The organism is Collinsella sp. An271 (assembly GCF_002159695.1).
GTDB classification, from domain to species: Bacteria; Actinomycetota; Coriobacteriia; order Coriobacteriales; family Coriobacteriaceae; genus Collinsella; species Collinsella ihumii.
This window is the reverse complement of the sequence record NZ_NFJE01000003.1, coordinates 283,352-299,621: the sequence shown is the minus strand read 5'-3', so window position 1 is coordinate 299,621 and position 16,270 is coordinate 283,352. Positions and strand designations below refer to the sequence as shown.

Annotated in this window: 19 protein-coding genes; 3 read left to right on the top strand and 16 right to left on the bottom strand. The window is 67.3% G+C overall.

Translation table 11 applies throughout. From position 1 onward, the window contains the following. From B5F74_RS04465 to B5F74_RS04395, 15 genes are all read right to left on the bottom strand, one after another. Positions 1–142 (bottom strand): BMC domain-containing protein (locus B5F74_RS04465; protein ID WP_204212453.1); only part of this gene is annotated, 142 nt, incomplete at its 3' end. A gap of 53 nt (positions 143–195) precedes the next feature. Beyond that, positions 196–1,185, bottom strand: coding sequence for a phosphate propanoyltransferase (gene pduL / locus B5F74_RS04460; RefSeq protein ID WP_087200350.1), 990 nt, complete (start codon positions 1,183–1,185; stop codon positions 196–198). Positions 1,186–1,199: 14 nt separating this feature from the next. Further along, the gene (locus B5F74_RS04455; RefSeq protein WP_087200349.1) at positions 1,200–1,469 is read right to left on the bottom strand and encodes a EutN/CcmL family microcompartment protein; all 270 of its coding nucleotides are present in this window, start codon (positions 1,467–1,469) and stop codon (positions 1,200–1,202) included. Further along, a complete protein-coding gene (locus tag B5F74_RS04450; RefSeq protein ID WP_087200347.1) occupies positions 1,456–1,758 on the bottom strand; it encodes a BMC domain-containing protein in 303 nt (100 codons plus the stop codon). The genes B5F74_RS04455 and B5F74_RS04450 overlap by 14 nt, the downstream gene beginning before the upstream one ends. Then, positions 1,758–2,600, bottom strand: coding sequence for an ethanolamine utilization protein EutJ (gene eutJ, locus B5F74_RS04445; RefSeq protein WP_204212443.1), 843 nt, complete (start codon positions 2,598–2,600; stop codon positions 1,758–1,760). Before eutJ ends, B5F74_RS04450 begins: the two co-directional genes overlap by 1 nt. Then, on the bottom strand, positions 2,593–3,240 hold the full coding sequence (locus tag B5F74_RS04440) for a hypothetical protein (RefSeq protein ID WP_087200343.1): 648 nt from the start codon (positions 3,238–3,240) through the stop codon (positions 2,593–2,595). The genes eutJ and B5F74_RS04440 overlap by 8 nt, the downstream gene beginning before the upstream one ends. Continuing rightward, the gene (locus B5F74_RS04435; protein WP_239283353.1) at positions 3,228–3,719 is read right to left on the bottom strand and encodes a EutP/PduV family microcompartment system protein; all 492 of its coding nucleotides are present in this window, start codon (positions 3,717–3,719) and stop codon (positions 3,228–3,230) included. The genes B5F74_RS04440 and B5F74_RS04435 overlap by 13 nt, the downstream gene beginning before the upstream one ends. Next, on the bottom strand, positions 3,719–4,066 hold the full coding sequence (locus tag B5F74_RS04430; protein ID WP_087200340.1) for a BMC domain-containing protein: 348 nt from the start codon (positions 4,064–4,066) through the stop codon (positions 3,719–3,721). The genes B5F74_RS04435 and B5F74_RS04430 overlap by 1 nt, the downstream gene beginning before the upstream one ends. Before the next feature lie 9 nt (positions 4,067–4,075). Then, complete coding sequence (gene cutD, locus B5F74_RS04425; RefSeq protein WP_087200394.1) at positions 4,076–5,011, bottom strand: choline TMA-lyase-activating enzyme; 936 nt, start codon at positions 5,009–5,011, stop codon at positions 4,076–4,078. Positions 5,012–5,318: 307 nt separating this feature from the next. Further along, positions 5,319–7,856 (bottom strand): choline trimethylamine-lyase, encoded by a 2,538-nt coding sequence (cutC, locus tag B5F74_RS04420; RefSeq protein ID WP_204212442.1) that lies wholly within the window; start codon positions 7,854–7,856, stop codon positions 5,319–5,321. Between the two features lies 1 nt (position 7,857). Beyond that, a complete protein-coding gene (locus tag B5F74_RS04415) occupies positions 7,858–9,396 on the bottom strand; it encodes an aldehyde dehydrogenase (protein ID WP_087200336.1) in 1,539 nt (512 codons plus the stop codon). A gap of 6 nt (positions 9,397–9,402) precedes the next feature. Further along, positions 9,403–9,720, bottom strand: a complete 318-nt coding sequence (locus B5F74_RS04410) for a BMC domain-containing protein (RefSeq protein ID WP_087200334.1) — start codon at positions 9,718–9,720, stop codon at positions 9,403–9,405. Between the two features lie 10 nt (positions 9,721–9,730). Continuing rightward, a complete protein-coding gene (locus tag B5F74_RS04405; protein ID WP_087200332.1) occupies positions 9,731–10,027 on the bottom strand; it encodes a BMC domain-containing protein in 297 nt (98 codons plus the stop codon). 9 nt (positions 10,028–10,036) lie between these two features. Then, entirely contained in the window at positions 10,037–10,303 is a 267-nt protein-coding gene (locus tag B5F74_RS04400) for a hypothetical protein (RefSeq protein WP_087200330.1), read from the bottom strand. Further along, entirely contained in the window at positions 10,300–11,394 is a 1,095-nt protein-coding gene (locus B5F74_RS04395) for a hypothetical protein (protein WP_239283347.1), read from the bottom strand. Before B5F74_RS04395 ends, B5F74_RS04400 begins: the two co-directional genes overlap by 4 nt. A gap of 590 nt (positions 11,395–11,984) precedes the next feature. Between B5F74_RS04395 and B5F74_RS04390 the strand changes: the two genes are divergently transcribed. Beyond that, positions 11,985–12,785 (top strand): DeoR/GlpR family DNA-binding transcription regulator, encoded by an 801-nt coding sequence (locus B5F74_RS04390; protein WP_087200326.1) that lies wholly within the window; start codon positions 11,985–11,987, stop codon positions 12,783–12,785. A 367-nt stretch (positions 12,786–13,152) separates the two neighbouring features. On the opposite strand, the gene B5F74_RS04385 is transcribed toward B5F74_RS04390, so the two are convergent. Continuing rightward, positions 13,153–14,088 (bottom strand): hexose kinase, encoded by a 936-nt coding sequence (locus B5F74_RS04385; protein WP_087200324.1) that lies wholly within the window; start codon positions 14,086–14,088, stop codon positions 13,153–13,155. Between the two features lie 509 nt (positions 14,089–14,597). Between B5F74_RS04385 and B5F74_RS04380 the strand changes: the two genes are divergently transcribed. Next, the gene (locus tag B5F74_RS04380; protein WP_087200322.1) at positions 14,598–15,455 is read left to right on the top strand and encodes a hypothetical protein; all 858 of its coding nucleotides are present in this window, start codon (positions 14,598–14,600) and stop codon (positions 15,453–15,455) included. Positions 15,456–15,536: 81 nt separating this feature from the next. Continuing rightward, entirely contained in the window at positions 15,537–16,217 is a 681-nt protein-coding gene (locus B5F74_RS04375; protein WP_087200320.1) for a PspA/IM30 family protein, read from the top strand. The last annotated feature ends 53 nt before the right edge of the window (positions 16,218–16,270 follow it).

Here is a 16,270-nt window from a genome sequence, read left to right as displayed (position 1 = left end):
ACACGGTGACGAGGCCGCCGCCGACCTGCTCCTTGCCGATCAGCGACACGTTGGCCGCCTTCACCATGGCGTCGGCCGCCTCCACGGCGCCGACGAGCCCCTTCGTCTCAATCATGCCGAGGGCCTGGGTCATGTTTGCCATTGCAGTCTCCTTCTTGGTTCAGGCGCGCCCCTACCTCGGGGCACGGGTGCCTATTACTTGACGATCTCGGCGACAGATCCGTTCTTGAGGCCGAGTGCGTTGGCCTCCTCGGTGTCGATATGGAAATCGAGGGCGCTCGCGTCGTTGGCGCGGACGATCACGTTGTCCAAGCGCCCGCCGCGCTCCCCCGCGACGACGATGGATACGGTCTGCCCGTCGTGCAGGCCGCGCTCGGCCGCCTCGGAGCAGGACATATGGATGTGGCGGGCGGCCACCATGACGCCGTGGGTGAGCGCCACCGAGCCGGCCGGGCCGATCACGGTCACGCCCGGGGTGCCGGCGAGGTCGCCGGACAGGCGCACCGGGGCCTTCACGCCCAGCTTGAAGGTGTCGCCGGAGAGAATCTCGACCTGGGTCTCGGGACGAACGGGCCCGAGCACGCGCACGCGCTCGATGACGCCCTTGGGACCGGCCAGGGTCACCGTCTCCTTGGCGGCGAACTGGCCGGGCTGCGAGAGCTCCTTGGCGCACGTGAGCTCGTGGCCGGCGCCGAACAGGGCGTCCAGATCGGCCTGGGACAGATGGATGTGGCGGCCCGAGACGCCGACCGGCACGGTGAGCGGGGCGCATGTGCGCGCCGACGCGCCGCCAAGCGCGCTGCCGAACAGCTCGGCGAGCTGCCCTTCGGTCCAGACCCCCTTGTCGATGGCGTCGCCGATGACCCGCTCCATCTCCTCGGCAGAGAGCACGGGCTCGTGCTCGCGCGCATAGGTGAGCACCGGACAGGTGCCGCTGCCCGTCGCGGGCTCGGCGGCAGGTTCGGCGGCAGACGCGGCTGCGGGCTCCACCGGCGCGGGCGCCGCCGCAGGTGCGGGCGCCGGCGTCGCAACAGCCGCGGAGGCGTCGCCGCGCACCAGCTCGACGCCCAGCTCGCGGGCCTCATCTGCCGCCTGAGCGGTCACGATGGTGTTGTCGTCCACGACAAGGCGCTCCCCGCGCTTGGCCGCCGCCTGCACGTCGGCCGCGCTGATCAGTCGCTTCATCTGCTCCTCCTTTCTTATAGACTCACGTCTTCGTCGATAATTCCTACGATCGCCGCGTCAACCGGGGCGTTGACGTCGAACTTCTCCTTCATGAACAGGTAGGCGGCCGTCCCCTCGGCCACGAGCACGCGGTCGTCGACGCCGGCGCTCACGGTGTCCACGCAGACGATGCGCCGCCCGGCATCCGCGCCCTCGATGATCTCGACGCGCATGAGCTTCATGCCGTTGAGCTCCTCGTACTTGCGCGTCGCCCAGAGCGAGCCGACGAGCTTACACACCACCACGGGCCTCACCCCCTCCCCGTTCGATCCGCGCCAGGCATTCCATGACCTCCGCCGTGTCACCCGCCACCGCCAGGCAGACCATGTGCTGGGGGCAGGCGCCGCGGATGTCGCTCACGGTGACGCCGGCGGTCTTCTCGGCGATGTCGCTCGCCACGAGCATCTCGATGAGCTTGCCCTGCACGAGCCCGACCGCGGCCGGGCAGAAATCCTCTCCCCAGCGCACGCCGCTGCGGGCGCGGATGATCCGCATCACGCCGGGGGACGGGGCCTTGATCAGACGGATGTCCATCAGCGCCCACCCCGCTCGGCAGCCAGGCATCCGAGCGCGATGCCCAAAGGCGTCACGAACATGGGGTGCGCCGGCTTGCGCGTGGCGATGCCCAGCTGCTTCTCGACGCGCTGCTCGATGCCAGTCAGCTCGGCGGTGCCGCCCACGAGGACCACCTCGTCCACGTCGTAGGGCGCGATGGCCCGCGCGACGATCGTGGCGACCTTGTCCACCGTGGGGCGCACGATGGGCAGCACCTCGGCATGGTGGGAGGGCTCGCGCTTGTAGGCCTCGGCCTCGGCGAACGCCATGCCCTTGGCACCGGCGAGCACCAGGGTGAGATGCGTTCCGCCCGTGGACTCGTCCACGCTCTCGAGCACTCGCCCGCCCTGGACGATCGACACGCCCGTGGTGCCGCCGCCGATATCCACCACCGCACCGTCCGAAAGGCCGATGAGGAGGTTGGCCGCGGTCGGTTCGTCCAGCATGGCCGAGACCTCGAAGCCGGCGGACTCGGCCACGTTGCGCACCACGCCGCCGTCCAGGTTCTCGGTGCCCGGCGGGATGGCCGCCGCGCAGCGGACGAGCTCGACGCCCAGCTGCCCCTCGAGCTCGGCCTTGAGCTCGCGGGCGATGTCGCAGGCGCCGATGTAGTCGACCACCATGCCGTCGCGCACGACGTCGGCGAAACGGTAGGCGCAGGCGACCGGCTCGCCGGCCGCATCCACGACGGCAAGCACGATGAACGCCGTGCCCACGTCGAGGCCGCAGTACAGCTCGGCGCCCTCGACCTGCCGGGGAGCATGCCCCTCGCTGGCGATCAGCTGCTCGAGCTTGCGGTCGCTCTCAGAAAAATCAACCACGGTACGCCTCCTTCTCGGCTCGTGCCGCGCAGGCGGCGATGGTCGCGCGCAGGCCCCCGGCGGCGCCCAGCCAGGCGCGAACCGCATTCCTGCCCTCCTGATCGAGATCCGCGCAGGCGGCATCCCAGAAACGCATGGCGCGCGCGAGCTCGGCATCGATCACGGCGGCCTCGAAGTACAGCGGGTGCACGGGGGCGAGAAGCGCGGGCTCCAAGGGGGCGCAGGGCCCTTTCGCCCCGGCGGCGCCGTCTGCGCGAGGAACCTCGGCGTCCGCGACCATAAGGCCGTGCAGCCAGGCATGCCCCAGCTCATCGCAGGCGCGCGCGAGCGCCGCGTCCACGCCGAGGGCGCGATGCGCCAGCAGGCGGAGCTTGGCGCCGAGCAGGCGCACGTCGTCGAGCAGCGCCCCGCGGGAGACCGGCGCGGCAGCGGCCGGCACAGCGGTATCGGCGTCTCCGGGCGCATCTTTCGCAGCGGCGTGCGGAGCGACCGCAGCACCGTCCCCGATCACGTCGATGCGGAAGTCGACGAGGAACTGCCGCGCGCTCGGCGTGAGCTTCGCGTCGGCTGGCAGCGCGTAGCGCGCAAACGGCTCCGCCGCGTAGGCGGCGCGCAAATCGTCCTCGGTCACATAGCGCATGGTTCCTCCTTTCGGTGTCCGCTCGCATCCATACGGGTCATCGCGTGCCCGTCGATCCAGGCGAGAAGCTCGCGAACCCCCTGCCCGGTCTCGGTCGAGACGGCCAGGGACTCGGAGCACCCCGCGTCGACGAGCCGCTCCATCCCCCGCGCGCGCTCCTCGGGCGTAAGGTGCGCGCACTTGGTGAGCACGCCCAGGCAGGGGATGGTGAACGCCCGGGCGTACCCGCTCGAGTAGAAACTCTCGAGCGTGTCGCCGTCTATCAAGAACAGCGCTGCTGCCGCCTGGTTCTGCGCCAACATGAGGATCGTGTTGTGCATCCAGTGGTTCTCGATGTAGCGCCCGGGCACCTCGAGGACGCGGCTGCGGTAGTACAGGTCCTCGCGGTGGCGATGGTCGGAGGGCTCCCCTTCGATGAGGTCGGCCACGGTCGATTTGCCCGCGCCGTCGAGCCCCACCACCATCACGCGCCGCTCCATCACGACTTGGTCACCCCCACCGTGCAGAAGCCCAGGTCGTCGTGGAGCATGCGCACCACTTCGCGGATGGACTCCTCGACGCTCTGGACGTCGCCCAGCACCACCACCGAGCCGGTGAACCGGTCGAGAAAGCCGATGGACACCGGCGCCGCCTTCGAGGCCACGTCGGCCGCGATGATGGCGGTCTCGGCCGGGGTGAGGGTGAGGATGCCGATCGAGTCGCCCGTCGGCACCCCGATGCGCTCGTGGATGTCCGGCCCCGGAGAGGCGATCACGTGCGCGATCGTCACCTGCTTGCCCGGCACCGACTCCTGGACGATGCGGGTGAGATGGTCGTTGGCTCCCATGTGTCCCCCCTAGTGCCTCACGAGGTTGACGGCGAAGTCCGCGCCCTTGATCCAGCCGGCCACGCGATCGAGGTCGGCATCGGAAAGCGACGGGTCGTCCTCGATCTCGTAGGCGAGGTCGAGTTGCGCGTACTTGCCAACACCCAGCTTGTGGTAGGGCAGAAGGTCGACGCCGTCGAAGTTCTTCTGGTAGCGGTAGGGGCTGAAGAACTCGATGACGGCCTTGATGTCGGCCTCGGAGTCGTTGACCCCGCGCAGCAGCGGCATGCGCACGCGCACGTTGTAGCCCTGCTCGAGCAGGGTGCGCACGTTCTCGAGGATCAGCTCGTTGTTCACGCCGGACCAATACTTGTGGCGCACCGGGTCCATGAGCTTGATGTCGTACAGGAACAGATCGACATAGGGCGCGATGCCCAGCAGCGTCTCGGTGGGGAGATAGCCGCAGGTCTCGACCGCCGTGTGGTAGCCGCGCTCGCGGCTGGCGGCCAGCAGGCTCTTGGCGCCCTGCGGCTGAGACAGCGCCTCGCCGCCCGACAGGGTGATGCCGCCGCCCGACATGCGGTAGAAGTCGGCATCCTCGTCGAAGAAGGCCACGAGCTCGTCGATGGAGCGGTCCTCGCCCATCACCTGCACCGCGCCGTAGAGGCACGCCTTCTCGCAGGCGCCGCAGCCGATGCACGACACGCCGCGGTCGACCACGTGCGCGCCGTCGACCATGCGGTGCACCCCCACCGGGCACGCCGCCGCGCAGGCGCCGCAGCTCACGCACGCATCGCGCTTGAGCATGATCTCGAACCCGCGATGCTGGCTCTCGGGATTGGAGCACCATTTGCAGCGCAGCGGGCAACCTTTGAAGAAGGCCATGGAGCGCACGCCCGGCCCGTCGTACATGTTGTACTTCTGCACGTTGAACGTGCGCACGCTGCGCGCCGGCGCTTCCTGCATACCGCCCACGGTCATCCTCCTCTCACACATTCCAAACCAGTCGCACATGGCAGATCCCGAAGGTCTGCCGCAATACCCAGGTCAACCCATCCGGCGGCCCGCCCCAAAGGGGCTGCCACCAGAAACCCGAATCAACCCGCCCGACGGCCTGCCCCGAAGGGGCTGCCGCCCGTCGCCCATCAACCCGGATCTACGGCCGGCCGAGGTGCCCGAGATTGCCGCGAAAGCCAAGGGCGCACGCCTAGCGTGCGGCCCCCGAAGGCTTGAGCGGCAAAGCGGGGTGCCTCGGTCCGGCCAGTCGGGTCCGCTAGAACTTAGTCAGCATGGTGCGGCTAATAATCTCGTCTTGAACGTCCTTGCACAGCTCGACGAAGAAGGCGCTGTAGCCGGCGACGCGGACAACGAGGTCGCGGTGCTCCTCGGGGTGGGCCTGGGCGTCGATCAGGGTCTGGTTGTCCAGGTAGTTGAACTGCATCTCGCCGTTGCCGAACATGCACGCGGTGCGCAGCAGGGTGACCAGGCCGTTCTCGCCCTCGGGGGTGTCGAGCAGGCCGGCCATGAGCTTGAAGTTGTGCACCATGCCGATGTTCATGCTGTCGTTGGCCATCTTGGAGACCGACTTGATGATGGCGGTCGGGCCCTTGTGGTCGGCGCCCTGGGTAGGGCTGATGCCGTCGGACAGCGGGGTCCACGCGCGGCGGCCGTTGGCGGAGGCGCCGGTCATCTGGCCGAACGGCGTGTTGTTCGAGATGGACAGCGTGCCGTGGGACAGGCGCGAGTAGAGCGTCTTGAACTGGCTGTGGATGTGCTCGGTGTAATAGACGATGTCCGCGCAGAGGTCGTCGGCGTAGTCGTCGTCGTTGCCGTACTTGGGCGCAGCCAGGCAGTCCTGGCGCATCTGCTCGTAGCCGACGAAATCGGCCTTGAGGCCCTCATTGAGCTCCTCCAGGGTGTACTTGTGCTCATCGAAGACGAGCTTCTTGATGGCAGCCATCGAATCGGCATAGGTCGCAAGGCCGCTCCACACCACGCCGGGGCCGAAGTTGTACATGGCGCCGCCGGCGGAGACGTCACGCCCGTGCTCCATGCAGCCCTCGAACATGATGGACATGAGCGGCTTGGGCGCCATCTCGCGGTGCACGCGCTGCGAGATGACGGTGGCCACGCTCGTCCACTTGGTGATGTAGTAGATGGTCTCCTTGACCGCGCGGTCGAACTCCTCGAAGGTCTTGTACTGCGAGACGGGGCCCATGTCGGGCGTCACCTGCTTGCCGTACCACAGCGGCACGCCGTGGTTGAGCACGAGCTCGATGGCGATCGGCCACTGGGTGTAGGACGTGGAGGTCCACTGGTACAGGCGGCCGGACTTCTGCGGCTCGACGCAGCCCATCATGCAGTAGTCGCGCGCGTCCTCGACCGAGACGCCCTTGGCGAGCATCATCTTGATGTGGGCATCGTCGAAGTGGCAGGCGGGGAAGCCCATGCCCGAGCGCACGACGTCGACGATCTTGCGCAGGTACTTCTCAGGGCTCTTGTTGTGGATGCGGCAGGCGACGGAGGGCTGGTAGACCTTCACGTGGCGCACGGCGTCCATGAGCAGGTAGGTGAGCTCGTTGGTGGCGTCTTTGCCCTCGCGGGTCACGCCGCCCAGGGTCATGTTGACGAAGGGCTGGTAGCCGGCGAAGAACTTGGAGGAGCCCTCGGAGGTGACCCACATCATCTCGCTCATCTTGATGAGCATGCAGCCCGCCAGGTCGAAGGCCTGGTACGGGGTGAGGCGACCGGCCTCGATGTCGGCCTTGAAGAAGGGGTACATGTACTGGTCGACGCGGCCGATGGACATGCCGGTCTGGTTCTCCTCGACCGGCAGCAGGCTCTCGATGACCCATACGGACTGGATGGCCTCCCAGAAGGTGCGCGGCTTGTGGGCGGGCACGTTCGCGAGGTTCTCGGCAATCTGCTCGAGCTCGGCGCGGCGGCAGGGATCGGTCTCGGCGGCGGCCTTCGTGCGGGCGTAGTCGGACAGACGGCGCGCGTAGATCATGACGCCCTCGGTGGTCTCGACGACCGCCTTGTAGAAGTAGATCTTGTCGAGGTCGTCGGGGTTCTCGTAGTCGAGGGCCGCCAGGTGCTCGCGGGCCTCGGCCTGGATGTCGGCCATGCCCTTCTTCATGAGGATGACGTCGTAGCCGGGGTTGGAGTCGCCGCCGCCGTTGATCTGATGGTACGAGCAGTCCGACACGAAGGACTCGCCGGAGAGCTCCCAGACGCCGGCTTCGCGGTACTGGTCCTCGCAGTGCTCGTCGAGCGACTTACCCTCCCAGAACGGGAAGAGCTCCTCGCGCATGTACTTCTTGTCCTCTTCCGAGATGAAGAAGGGGTCCTGCGGTCGGTCGCCGATGGTGTCGATCTCATCGCGCAGCCAGCGCCAGGCGATGTCGGGCGAGAAGGCGCCGGCGCGCGGGGCACCGCAGGGGTTGCCCACGATGAGCTCGTCGTCCTGGATGACGAGCGGGGCGGTCTCGCAGCAGTGGCGGAAGCACTTGGCGCGCAGCAGCACCCTGGGCATGCCGGGGTACTTCTTGGTGTACTCCGTGACGGCGCGGGCGCGGTAGGTGGTGATGGTGGGGACCTGCTTCAGGAAGTTCTCCTTCAGGCGCACCTGGCGCGGGGTGGGGCCGTCGGGGACCTCGGTGGTACTACCGGCGGCGCTGGGACCGCAGGACAGCGGACGGTCGAGCTGGTCGTAGACGCGCTCGAACATGCTGCGCACGGCGTCGCGCTGCTCGGGCGTCATCTCGCGCGTGGCATCGGAAAGCTCGCGGGCAAATTCCTTGATGTCCATATCACTCCTCATTTCCTAATGTGTTCACGGACTCCAGAAACCTGGAGAACCAATCCGACGAGTCATGCGGCTCGGGTGCCGCGGCACGGGCGCTCGCACCCGCGGATGGATGGGATTCACGGGCCGCGGCCGCCGGGATCGCGCACGTCCCCTGGCAGGCGCGGGCCTCCTCGAGCAGGCGGGCGTCCTCGGGCGTGAAGCCGATGCCCACCTGGCGGTGGCGGATGAAGTCGCGGTAGGTCACGCCCAGCTCGGAGGTGGTGGCGCGCTCCCAGCCCGTCATCGTGAGGGTGCGCGGCAGGTCGGCGTGCCAGCCGATGCCTCCCAAGCCGGTGCTCACGTTCACCAGCACGCGGCCCACGGGCTTTTTCACGATGAACTGCTCGATGACCTCGGGGTCTCGCGAGAAGATTGCCAGGGCGTTGCCCTGCCCGCCGGCCAGGATGAGCTCGATGCACTTCTCGCAGGCATCGCGCCAGTTCTCCTCGACGTACAGCGAGATCACGGGGCCGTACTTCACGCCCGACAGCACGCTGCGGGTCGACACGTAGGGGCGCTCCACCACGAGCACGCGGCAGTTCTCGGCCACCGCGATGTCCGCGCGCTGGGCGAGGTCGCGGGCCGTCTTGCCGATGAGCTCGGGGTACGGGCTGCCGTCGGGGGCGAACATGACCCGTGCCAGGCGCTCCCCCTCCTCATGGGAGAGGAACTGGCAACCGCGGGCGCGCAGGACCGCCGCGAAGGCGTCCGCCACAGCCGCCTCGACCACCACCGACTGCTCGGCGCCCGGCAGAAGACCGCAGGCGAACGACGCGCCGGAAACGATCTCGTCGGCGGCGTGGGCGAGGTCCGCCGTGGCCTCCACGAAGGCGGGGTTGTTGCCGATGGAGGCGCGGTAGACGTCGGTGCCGGCAGGAGGGGCGGTCAGCGTCGCGGCGCCGGAGCCCTCGCGGTTCTCGATCACCACGCGCGCCGCGCCCTGCGAGACGAGCCACGACTCGCCCTCCGGCGCATAGGTGCCCAGAAAGCCCACGGCGTCGAGCGGGTAATGGCAGGCGGCGGCGACCTCGGCCACCGCGTGCATGAGCTCGGCGCAGGCGGCATGGGCGCGCGGGCGCGCCGAGAACACGATGGCGCTGCGCGACTTCACGGCGCACAGCAGCTGGCTCATCAGCGTGGGCACCGAGAGCCAGTCGGGCAGCAGCGACACGGCGACGCCCTTCGACAGGGCGACTTCGGGCGCACGGGAGCCCGCGCAGATGCGTGAGGCAGGGGTCTCGGCACGCACTTCGGCGAGCATGTCGGAGAGGACCCAGCGCACGAGCGCCTCCTCGTCCTCCGCGCAACCGTAGTCGCTCTCGGCGACCGACGCCCGCGCGCACTCGGCCGCACGGGAGGGAAGCTTCTCCCCAAGCAAGCAGAGGAACCCGTCGATCAGCGGCTCAGGCAGGCCCTCCAGGACGCGCTGCGCCTCGACGGCGCGCTCGAGCAGGATGCGCGCCTCCTGCACCGACTGCAGATCGGTATCGATCAGGGCCATAGGAGATCACCCCTCGTACGGAAGCAGGTTCTCGACGCGGTAGCGTCGGGTGATCTTCTTGAGGCTCGGGTGCGGGCGGGGGATCACCACCGAGCTGTAGGGCTCGGCACCCAGCTCGCGGACGGCGGACGTGCCGGCGGCGACCGCGGCCTCCACGGCGGCGACGTCGCCCTCGACGAGGATCGAGATGTACCCCGACGCCGTGTTCTCGTAGCCCACGAGCTCGACGTCGCCCGCCTTGCACATGGCGTCGGCGGCCTCGAGGACGAAGACCAGCCCGAAGGTCTCGACAGCGCCCAGCGCGCCGGCAAAGGACTCAGTCATGACAGCCTCCCTAGTAATCGACGTCATGGACGGACACCACATCGCCCACGGCGGGCACGGGGCGCTTCATGACGTTGTGCGCCGTGAGCTTGCCGATGCTTGCAGCGGCCTCGGCGCCGGCGGCGACCGCCGCCTCGCAGGCGGCCACGTCGCCGGTCACGATGACGGTCACGAGCGTGGAGCCCACGTTCTCGTACGACACGAGCTCGGTGTCTCCCGCCTTGAGCATGGCGTCGGCGGCCAGAAGCGCGGGCACCATACCGATGGTCTCGATGAGGCCGATGGCCTGTTCTCCCTGGTATCGCATGGTGTCCCCCTATTTGATGTAGGAGTTGATCGACTGCTTCTGCTCTGGCGTGGCGCGGTAGTAGATGCGCACCTCGCCGGCATCGTCCAGATCGAAGCGCGCCTCCTCGATCAGGCCGTTCTTCTCGGCGGTCATGAGCGCCTCGATCATCTTGGGCTTCTTGAATGCGGAGTGCGTGCCGTACTCGTCGTTCAGGGCCGCCCTCACGTCGTCGACCGAAGCCTCGTCGACGGTCGTGAAATACTTGAGCATCGCGTAGTTCAGCGGTCGCTTCATGCTGCCTTCTCCTTCCTGAAGAAATCGAGCGGGTTGACGGCGATCACAGTGACGCCGATGACCATGACCACCGCGGCGATCCAGGCGATCGCGGGCAGCGCATAGCCGTCGAAGCCCATGAACAGGCCGACGATGATCCAGGTGCACAGCGGCACGAAGAAGGCATAGGTGCCGTTGCAGGCCATGCCGAGCGCGGTGCCGCACATGCTGTTGCCGCGATACCAGTTCATGTAGGAGAGGTAGGCGAACATGCCGCTCACGATGAAGAACACGAGCGACGGCAGGTTGGTGAAGGCACCGGCCACGCAGGAGTAGGTCTCGGCCAGGCTGTTGCCGCTGGCGACGGTGAGCAGGGGCAGGATGATGAGCAGGTTGCCAAGACCGGAGGTGCACTGGCGGATGGTGATGCCGACCTGCGAGTCGATCATCGAGGTTCCGTAACCGGCGACGCAGCCCTCGATGCCCCAGGCCAACGCGCACACGAGCGCCAGGCAGATGCCGGGAACCGCGTTGGCGCCCAGATCGCCGGTGAGGCTCGAGACGCCGATGAGGCCGGAGCCGAGCATGCAGATGAGGATGCCGGTGACGCCGCGTGCGCCGAGCTTCTGCTTGTAGAGGACGCGGGAGATGATGGAGCCGATGGCAGGGCAGAGCGCGGCGACCGGGGTCACGATCGTGCCGGCCATGGACAGCGCGATGATGTAGGCCGCGCTGCCGATGGGACCGCCCACCATGGCCGCAGCGACCATGATGAGACCGGGCTTGGTGCCCAGCGTGGCGATGAAATCGGGAAGCTTCCCCTGCTTGATGGTGGCGGCAAGCGCCCACAGAGCGCTGCAGCTGTCGTTGATCGCGCTGGCGAGCGTGGGCAGGATGAAGACGAGCATGAAGCCGCCGGCGGGCAGCGCCGTCGACCAGTCGACCCAGATGCCCTGGGTCTGCGCGGCCACCACGAAGGCGGAATACAGGCCGTACGCTATGCCCGAGAACAGGGCGATGGCGATGCCCTTCTTGAAGAAGCCCTGCTCCAGGCGCTTCTTCTTCTCGATCGCAAGAGATCGGTCCTGCGTGGCTGTCATTGAGTTTGTCATGGCACCACCCGTTCTGTAGGGGATTGCGGAAAGCGGACATGCTCGACTCTAGGGATTGACACAAGGAGAGGGTCCACGGGTTCGGCCGCCAGCAGCCGCAAACGGCTCGAATCCGTAGATGAACGGCGTGGCGCCCGACATGCCCCATCGGGGCGGATCATATGTTGTTATTCATGGTTTTCGCTGGTAGTTGAATGTGTTCCGAGGTCTTGACAGCACGTTCGGCATCCTGTCCGCCCCACCGCCCGCCCGATGGCAAACGGCGCGCGGCGACGATGCAATATTGCCTCGACACGCACAATTTGCCGGCTTGATCGGCACAATGTGGCCAGCTACCTGGTGATTTGCAAGTTTTACCCTATGTGAGGGTTCGGATGCGGACGGCCACGGCGCCAAGGCCGCCTCATAGGACGGCCCTCACCCGGATACGATGCACTGCCTTCGATTGCTTTTGCAAAACCAAAGAAATCGACTGTTCTTTGCTTTCTAAAAAGAAACTTGGCGCACAATAGAATCTGCACAAACGGCGGAGCTACCCTCCCCCGCCGCCCGCTCCCAGCAGCATCGCGCGAGATCGAAAGGGGTCCGCCATGGCCGATACCATCCCTCATTCGTTTGCCGAAGAACGGCGCGCCGCCATCATGTCGATGCTCGACCGCACGGCCTCGGTGCAGGTGGCGGAGCTGGCCCGGACGTTCGGGGTATCTGCGGTCACCATCCGCGCCGACCTCGATGCCCTCGAGGCGGATGGCAAGCTGCGCCGCACCCACGGCGGCGCGGTCTCGCTGCACAAGACGCTGACCGTCTCCATCCAGGACAAGCGCGTGAACGTCAACGTCGCGGCCAAGCAGGCGATCGCGCGCGCCGCCATCGAGCTGGTCGAGGACGGGGACGCCCTGCTCGTCGACTCGGGCACGACGGCGCTCGAGTTCGTCCGCATGCTCAGCCAGCGCTCCGGCATCACCGTCATCACCGCCGACGTGACCATCGCCGACTTCATCGACGAGAGCCTGCCCGCGGTCGACGCGATCCTGCTCGGCGGCGCGCTGCGCAAGGGCCATCGCTACACATACGGCCCTCTCACCATGCGGTCGCTGGAGATCCTCCATGCCGACAAGGCGATCATCTGCCCGACCGCCATCGTGAGTGGCTGCGGCCTCATGACGAACTATGCCCAGATGGCCGAGGTCAAAAGCGGCATGATGGAAGCCGCGCGGGAACGCATCGTGCTGGCGGATGCCAGCAAGCTCGACGGTCAAGGGCTGTTCCGGTTCGCCTCGATCGCCGACGTGGACACCGTCGTGGTGGACGCGGACGCCGACGGCATCCTTTCAAACGAAATCGCCTCGCTGCCCGAGGGCTCGTCGCACCCGACCCTTATCGTCGCATAGCGCTCATAACCCGTAAACACGAGACCTGGCCGCCCGCAGGCGCACTACGGAGATGAAGCGCGCCGTCAGCGGAGGTTCCTGGCCGGACGTTCGCTGAAAAATTGACGTTTTGAGCGAGTCAATCTGGAAGGCCCGGGAAAGCGCACCTGCCGCGCGCGTGCGACCTGCGGAAACGTCGGCGCTGAAGATGCCATTTCGGGCGGGTCCAGGTTCTAGTCACTCATAACGTCGATTTTTCAGCAAATGTTCAGCCCGGAACCTCCTCTGGCGAGTTCGTGCGCAACAGCGGGGCAATACACAAAGGCGCCTCCAACCGGAACAACCTAGTCGGAGGCACCTTCGCGTGAGAAGCTATGCGCGCTGATGGCTACAGCTCGGAGATCTCCACGCCCTGGTAGATCTCGTCCCACTTGTCCATGACCAGATGGCCGGTCTGCGGGTCCATGGCGTTCAGCGTGCCGCAGGTGTTGCCGCAGCGCAGGACCTCCTCGGCGTCCGAGCCCGCAGCGATGGCATGGGCGAACCCGGCAATCGTGGAGTCTCCCGAGCCGGTCGCGTTGACCGCCTCGATGCGCGGCGTGCGAGCGCGCAGCGTGCGCCCGTCATGGAACGCGACCGAGCCGGCGGCGCCCATGCTGACCACGACCCACGGGATGCCGGCAAAGCGGGCGTCCGCCGCCAGGGTCTGACGCAGATCCGACAGGTCGTCGGAGGTGAAGCTCGTGCCCAGCAGGCCGTTGATCTCGGTGAGGTTGGGCTTGACGAGCGTCGGCTTGACATCCGCCTCGAGCGCGGCGTCGAGCGCGGCACCCGACGTGTCCAGCAGCACCGGGACGCCCGCCCCGGCCGCGATGGCGACCAGGCGCGCGTAGGTGTCGGCGGGAACCCCCTTGGGCAGCGAGCCGGAAAGCGTCACGCACGACGCCTTGGAAACCAGATCGGCGTAGTTGCCCACGAACGCCTCGAGCTCCTCGGCGCTCACGGTCGGGCCGCTCTCCAGAAACTCGGTCTGGTTGCCGTCGTGCAGCAGCGCGATGCAGGTGCGGGACTCGCCCGCGATCGGCGTGAAGCGATGGGTGATGCCGTCGGCGTCCATCAGCTCGCCCAGATATGCGCCGGAATGGCCTCCGAGCAGGCCGGTCGCCACCACGTCATCCCCCAGCTGCACGAGCACGCGGCTCACGTTCAGGCCCTTGCCGCCCGCCGTCTTGGCCGGCGTCACGCGGTTGACGTCGTCGATGACCAGGTGGTCGACGGAATAGCGCGTATCGATCGAGGGGTTCATGGTAACGGTGAGGATCATGTTCGTTCCTTCCTCCGGACAGCCTGCGGCCCTAACTGAACGCCATTGTACCGTGCGCGCCATCCGCCTTGGCTCGCGCGCTCGCCAACGGTCGGATCCAACCGCAACCAAACGAAAGCGGCGGGCGGGCAAAACCGGGCAAACTCCGAGCGGGCGCGTTCGGCGTACAAATGCGCGTTGAAGGTCACGCATGCCCGCGGGAGTGGGAATAATCTGTCTATTGAAAGACACGCGCGGCCGTGCCGCGCGCAGGCAGAAAGGGCATCTCCATGGGTAGATCGGGTTCACCCGGCGGGGGGCGCTCGGGCGGAGGCTTCGGCTCCGGCGGCGGACGCCGCTCGGGCGGGTTTTCCGGAGGCCGCGGAGGATTCGGAAGAAGCGGCGGCAGAAGCGCCCGGCGTCCCGGGTCGTTCGGCGGATTCGGCGGCGCGCCCATGGGAGGCATGGGGGGACCGCCCCCGCGCTCCTCGGGCGGGGGCTTTCTGGGCGGCTTTCTCATGGGGAGCCTCATGAACAGGCGCCCCACCGTCGTCGTCACGGACGGCGGAGGCAAGGGCCCGGTGCGTGGAGGCGGAAGCGGAGGACGGAGCGGATGCGCGGGCGCGATCATCGCCCTCGTGGTGCTCGCCCTGCTCGGCGCGCTCGTCGCGGCCTTCATGCCCTCCTGCTCGTCCGACTACACCGAGCAAAACGCATCGACCGTCATCCGCGAGGAGCTGGCACCCGGCTCGGTCACCGAGACCGCCTACTACACTGACCAGGATGGCGACTGGATCCACGATCCGGCGGCCCTCGAGTCAGGCATGCGCGCGTTTTACGAGAAGACCGGCGTGCAGCCCTACGTGTACATCCTGCCCAACGGGACCACCACGTCGGTGTCGCAGCTCACCGATCTCGCCGAGGAACTCTACGACCAGCTCTTCAGCGACGAGGGACACTTCCTGCTCGTCTTCTGCGATGACGGGAACGGCTCGTACACCTGCGGCTACGCGATCGGGTCTTTGGCCGCCGACGTGATGGACAGCGAAGCGTGCAGCATCCTCGCCACGCAGATCGAGCGCGCCTACAACGACTACTCGCTGTCCGAGGAGGAGATATTCTCCGAGGCGTTCGCGAACACCGCCGACCTCATCATGGGGGCAGCTGAGCGCAAGCAGACATCCGACATGATGGGGACCGTGGGGCTGGCGGTCGTCGGCGTCGCCGTGGTCGGCGGCATCGCGGTCTTCATCGTCAAGAAGAAGAGGACGGCCGACCGCGAGCGTCGCGAGCAGGCGGAGAAGATCCTCAACACCCCGCTCGAGACGTTCGGCGACTCGGACATCGAGGACCTGGCGGATAAATACGAAGATGACGCCACAAGCTGATCGGCGCGTCGATAGGCCGCCTTGCCCGCAAGGCGGCGACATAGAAGAAGAGGCACCGGCCTCCCTGCAGAAAGGAATGCAATGGGAATCTTAGAGCGCTTCACCACGATCGTGAAAGCCAACATCAACGAGCTGCTCGACCACGCCGAGGATCCGGCGAAGATGATCGACCAGTACCTCGTCGACCTCACCGAGTCGCTCGCCGAGGTCAGGCAGGAGACCGCCGGTGTCATCGCCGAGGAGAAGCGCTGCCGCCGCATGGTCGACGACAACGCCGCCGAGATCGCGCGCATGGAGGATCTCGCGAAGAAGGCCCTCGCCGCGGGCAACGAAGGCGACGCACGCACGTTTTTGGGCAAAAAGCAGCAGCTCGCGACCGCTGGCGCCGAGCTGGAGAAGGCATACGACGCCGCGCACGCCAACGCCGACAAGATGCGCCAGATGCACGACAAGCTCGTGCGCGACATCGAGAACCTCAAGAGCCGCCGCGAGACCATCAAGGCCAAGGTCGCCGTCGCCAAGACGCAGGTGAAGGTCGCCGGCTTCACCTCCAGCTCCGACCGCGCCGAGAGCGCCATCGAGGCGTTCGACCGCATGGAGGCCAAGGCGGATCGCATGCTCGACACCGCCGACGCCATGGCGGAGCTGAACGAGGAGCCGGCAGATGAGGTTGCCGACCTCGAGAAGAAGTACGCCTCTGCGGTCAACGACGCCGCCGTCGACGACGACCTCGCGCGCCTCAAGGCGGAGATGGGCCTGTAGGAGCCCGCCCCGGCGCCGTCCGGCAAGGGCAATCGGCCGTCGTTTCCCTATAA

Excerpts from the sequence above, each read along its gene's own strand:
- B5F74_RS04430 (WP_087200340.1), bottom strand. The coding sequence starts at position 4,066 with ATGGGAGCCAACGACCATCTCACCCGCATCGTCCAGGAGTCGGTGCCG.
- B5F74_RS04450 (WP_087200347.1), bottom strand. The coding sequence starts at position 1,758 with ATGGACATCCGTCTGATCAAGGCCCCGTCCCCCGGCGTGATGCGGATC.
- cutD (WP_087200394.1), bottom strand. The coding sequence starts at position 5,011 with ATGCAGGAAGCGCCGGCGCGCAGCGTGCGCACGTTCAACGTGCAGAAG.
- pduL (WP_087200350.1), bottom strand. The coding sequence starts at position 1,185 with ATGAAGCGACTGATCAGCGCGGCCGACGTGCAGGCGGCGGCCAAGCGC.
- B5F74_RS04385 (WP_087200324.1), bottom strand. The coding sequence starts at position 14,088 with ATGATCCTCACCGTTACCATGAACCCCTCGATCGATACGCGCTATTCC.
- B5F74_RS04380 (WP_087200322.1), top strand. The coding sequence starts at position 14,598 with ATGAACAGGCGCCCCACCGTCGTCGTCACGGACGGCGGAGGCAAGGGC.
- B5F74_RS04375 (WP_087200320.1), top strand. The coding sequence starts at position 15,537 with ATGGGAATCTTAGAGCGCTTCACCACGATCGTGAAAGCCAACATCAAC.
- B5F74_RS04410 (WP_087200334.1), bottom strand. The coding sequence starts at position 9,720 with ATGACTGAGTCCTTTGCCGGCGCGCTGGGCGCTGTCGAGACCTTCGGG.
- B5F74_RS04405 (WP_087200332.1), bottom strand. The coding sequence starts at position 10,027 with ATGCGATACCAGGGAGAACAGGCCATCGGCCTCATCGAGACCATCGGT.
- cutC (WP_204212442.1), bottom strand. The coding sequence starts at position 7,856 with ATGGACATCAAGGAATTTGCCCGCGAGCTTTCCGATGCCACGCGCGAG.
- B5F74_RS04395 (WP_239283347.1), bottom strand. The coding sequence starts at position 11,394 with ATGACAAACTCAATGACAGCCACGCAGGACCGATCTCTTGCGATCGAG.
- B5F74_RS04415 (WP_087200336.1), bottom strand. The coding sequence starts at position 9,396 with ATGGCCCTGATCGATACCGATCTGCAGTCGGTGCAGGAGGCGCGCATC.
- B5F74_RS04440 (WP_087200343.1), bottom strand. The coding sequence starts at position 3,240 with ATGCGCTATGTGACCGAGGACGATTTGCGCGCCGCCTACGCGGCGGAG.
- B5F74_RS04435 (WP_239283353.1), bottom strand. The coding sequence starts at position 3,719 with ATGGAGCGGCGCGTGATGGTGGTGGGGCTCGACGGCGCGGGCAAATCG.
- B5F74_RS04400 (WP_087200330.1), bottom strand. The coding sequence starts at position 10,303 with ATGAAGCGACCGCTGAACTACGCGATGCTCAAGTATTTCACGACCGTC.
- B5F74_RS04390 (WP_087200326.1), top strand. The coding sequence starts at position 11,985 with ATGGCCGATACCATCCCTCATTCGTTTGCCGAAGAACGGCGCGCCGCC.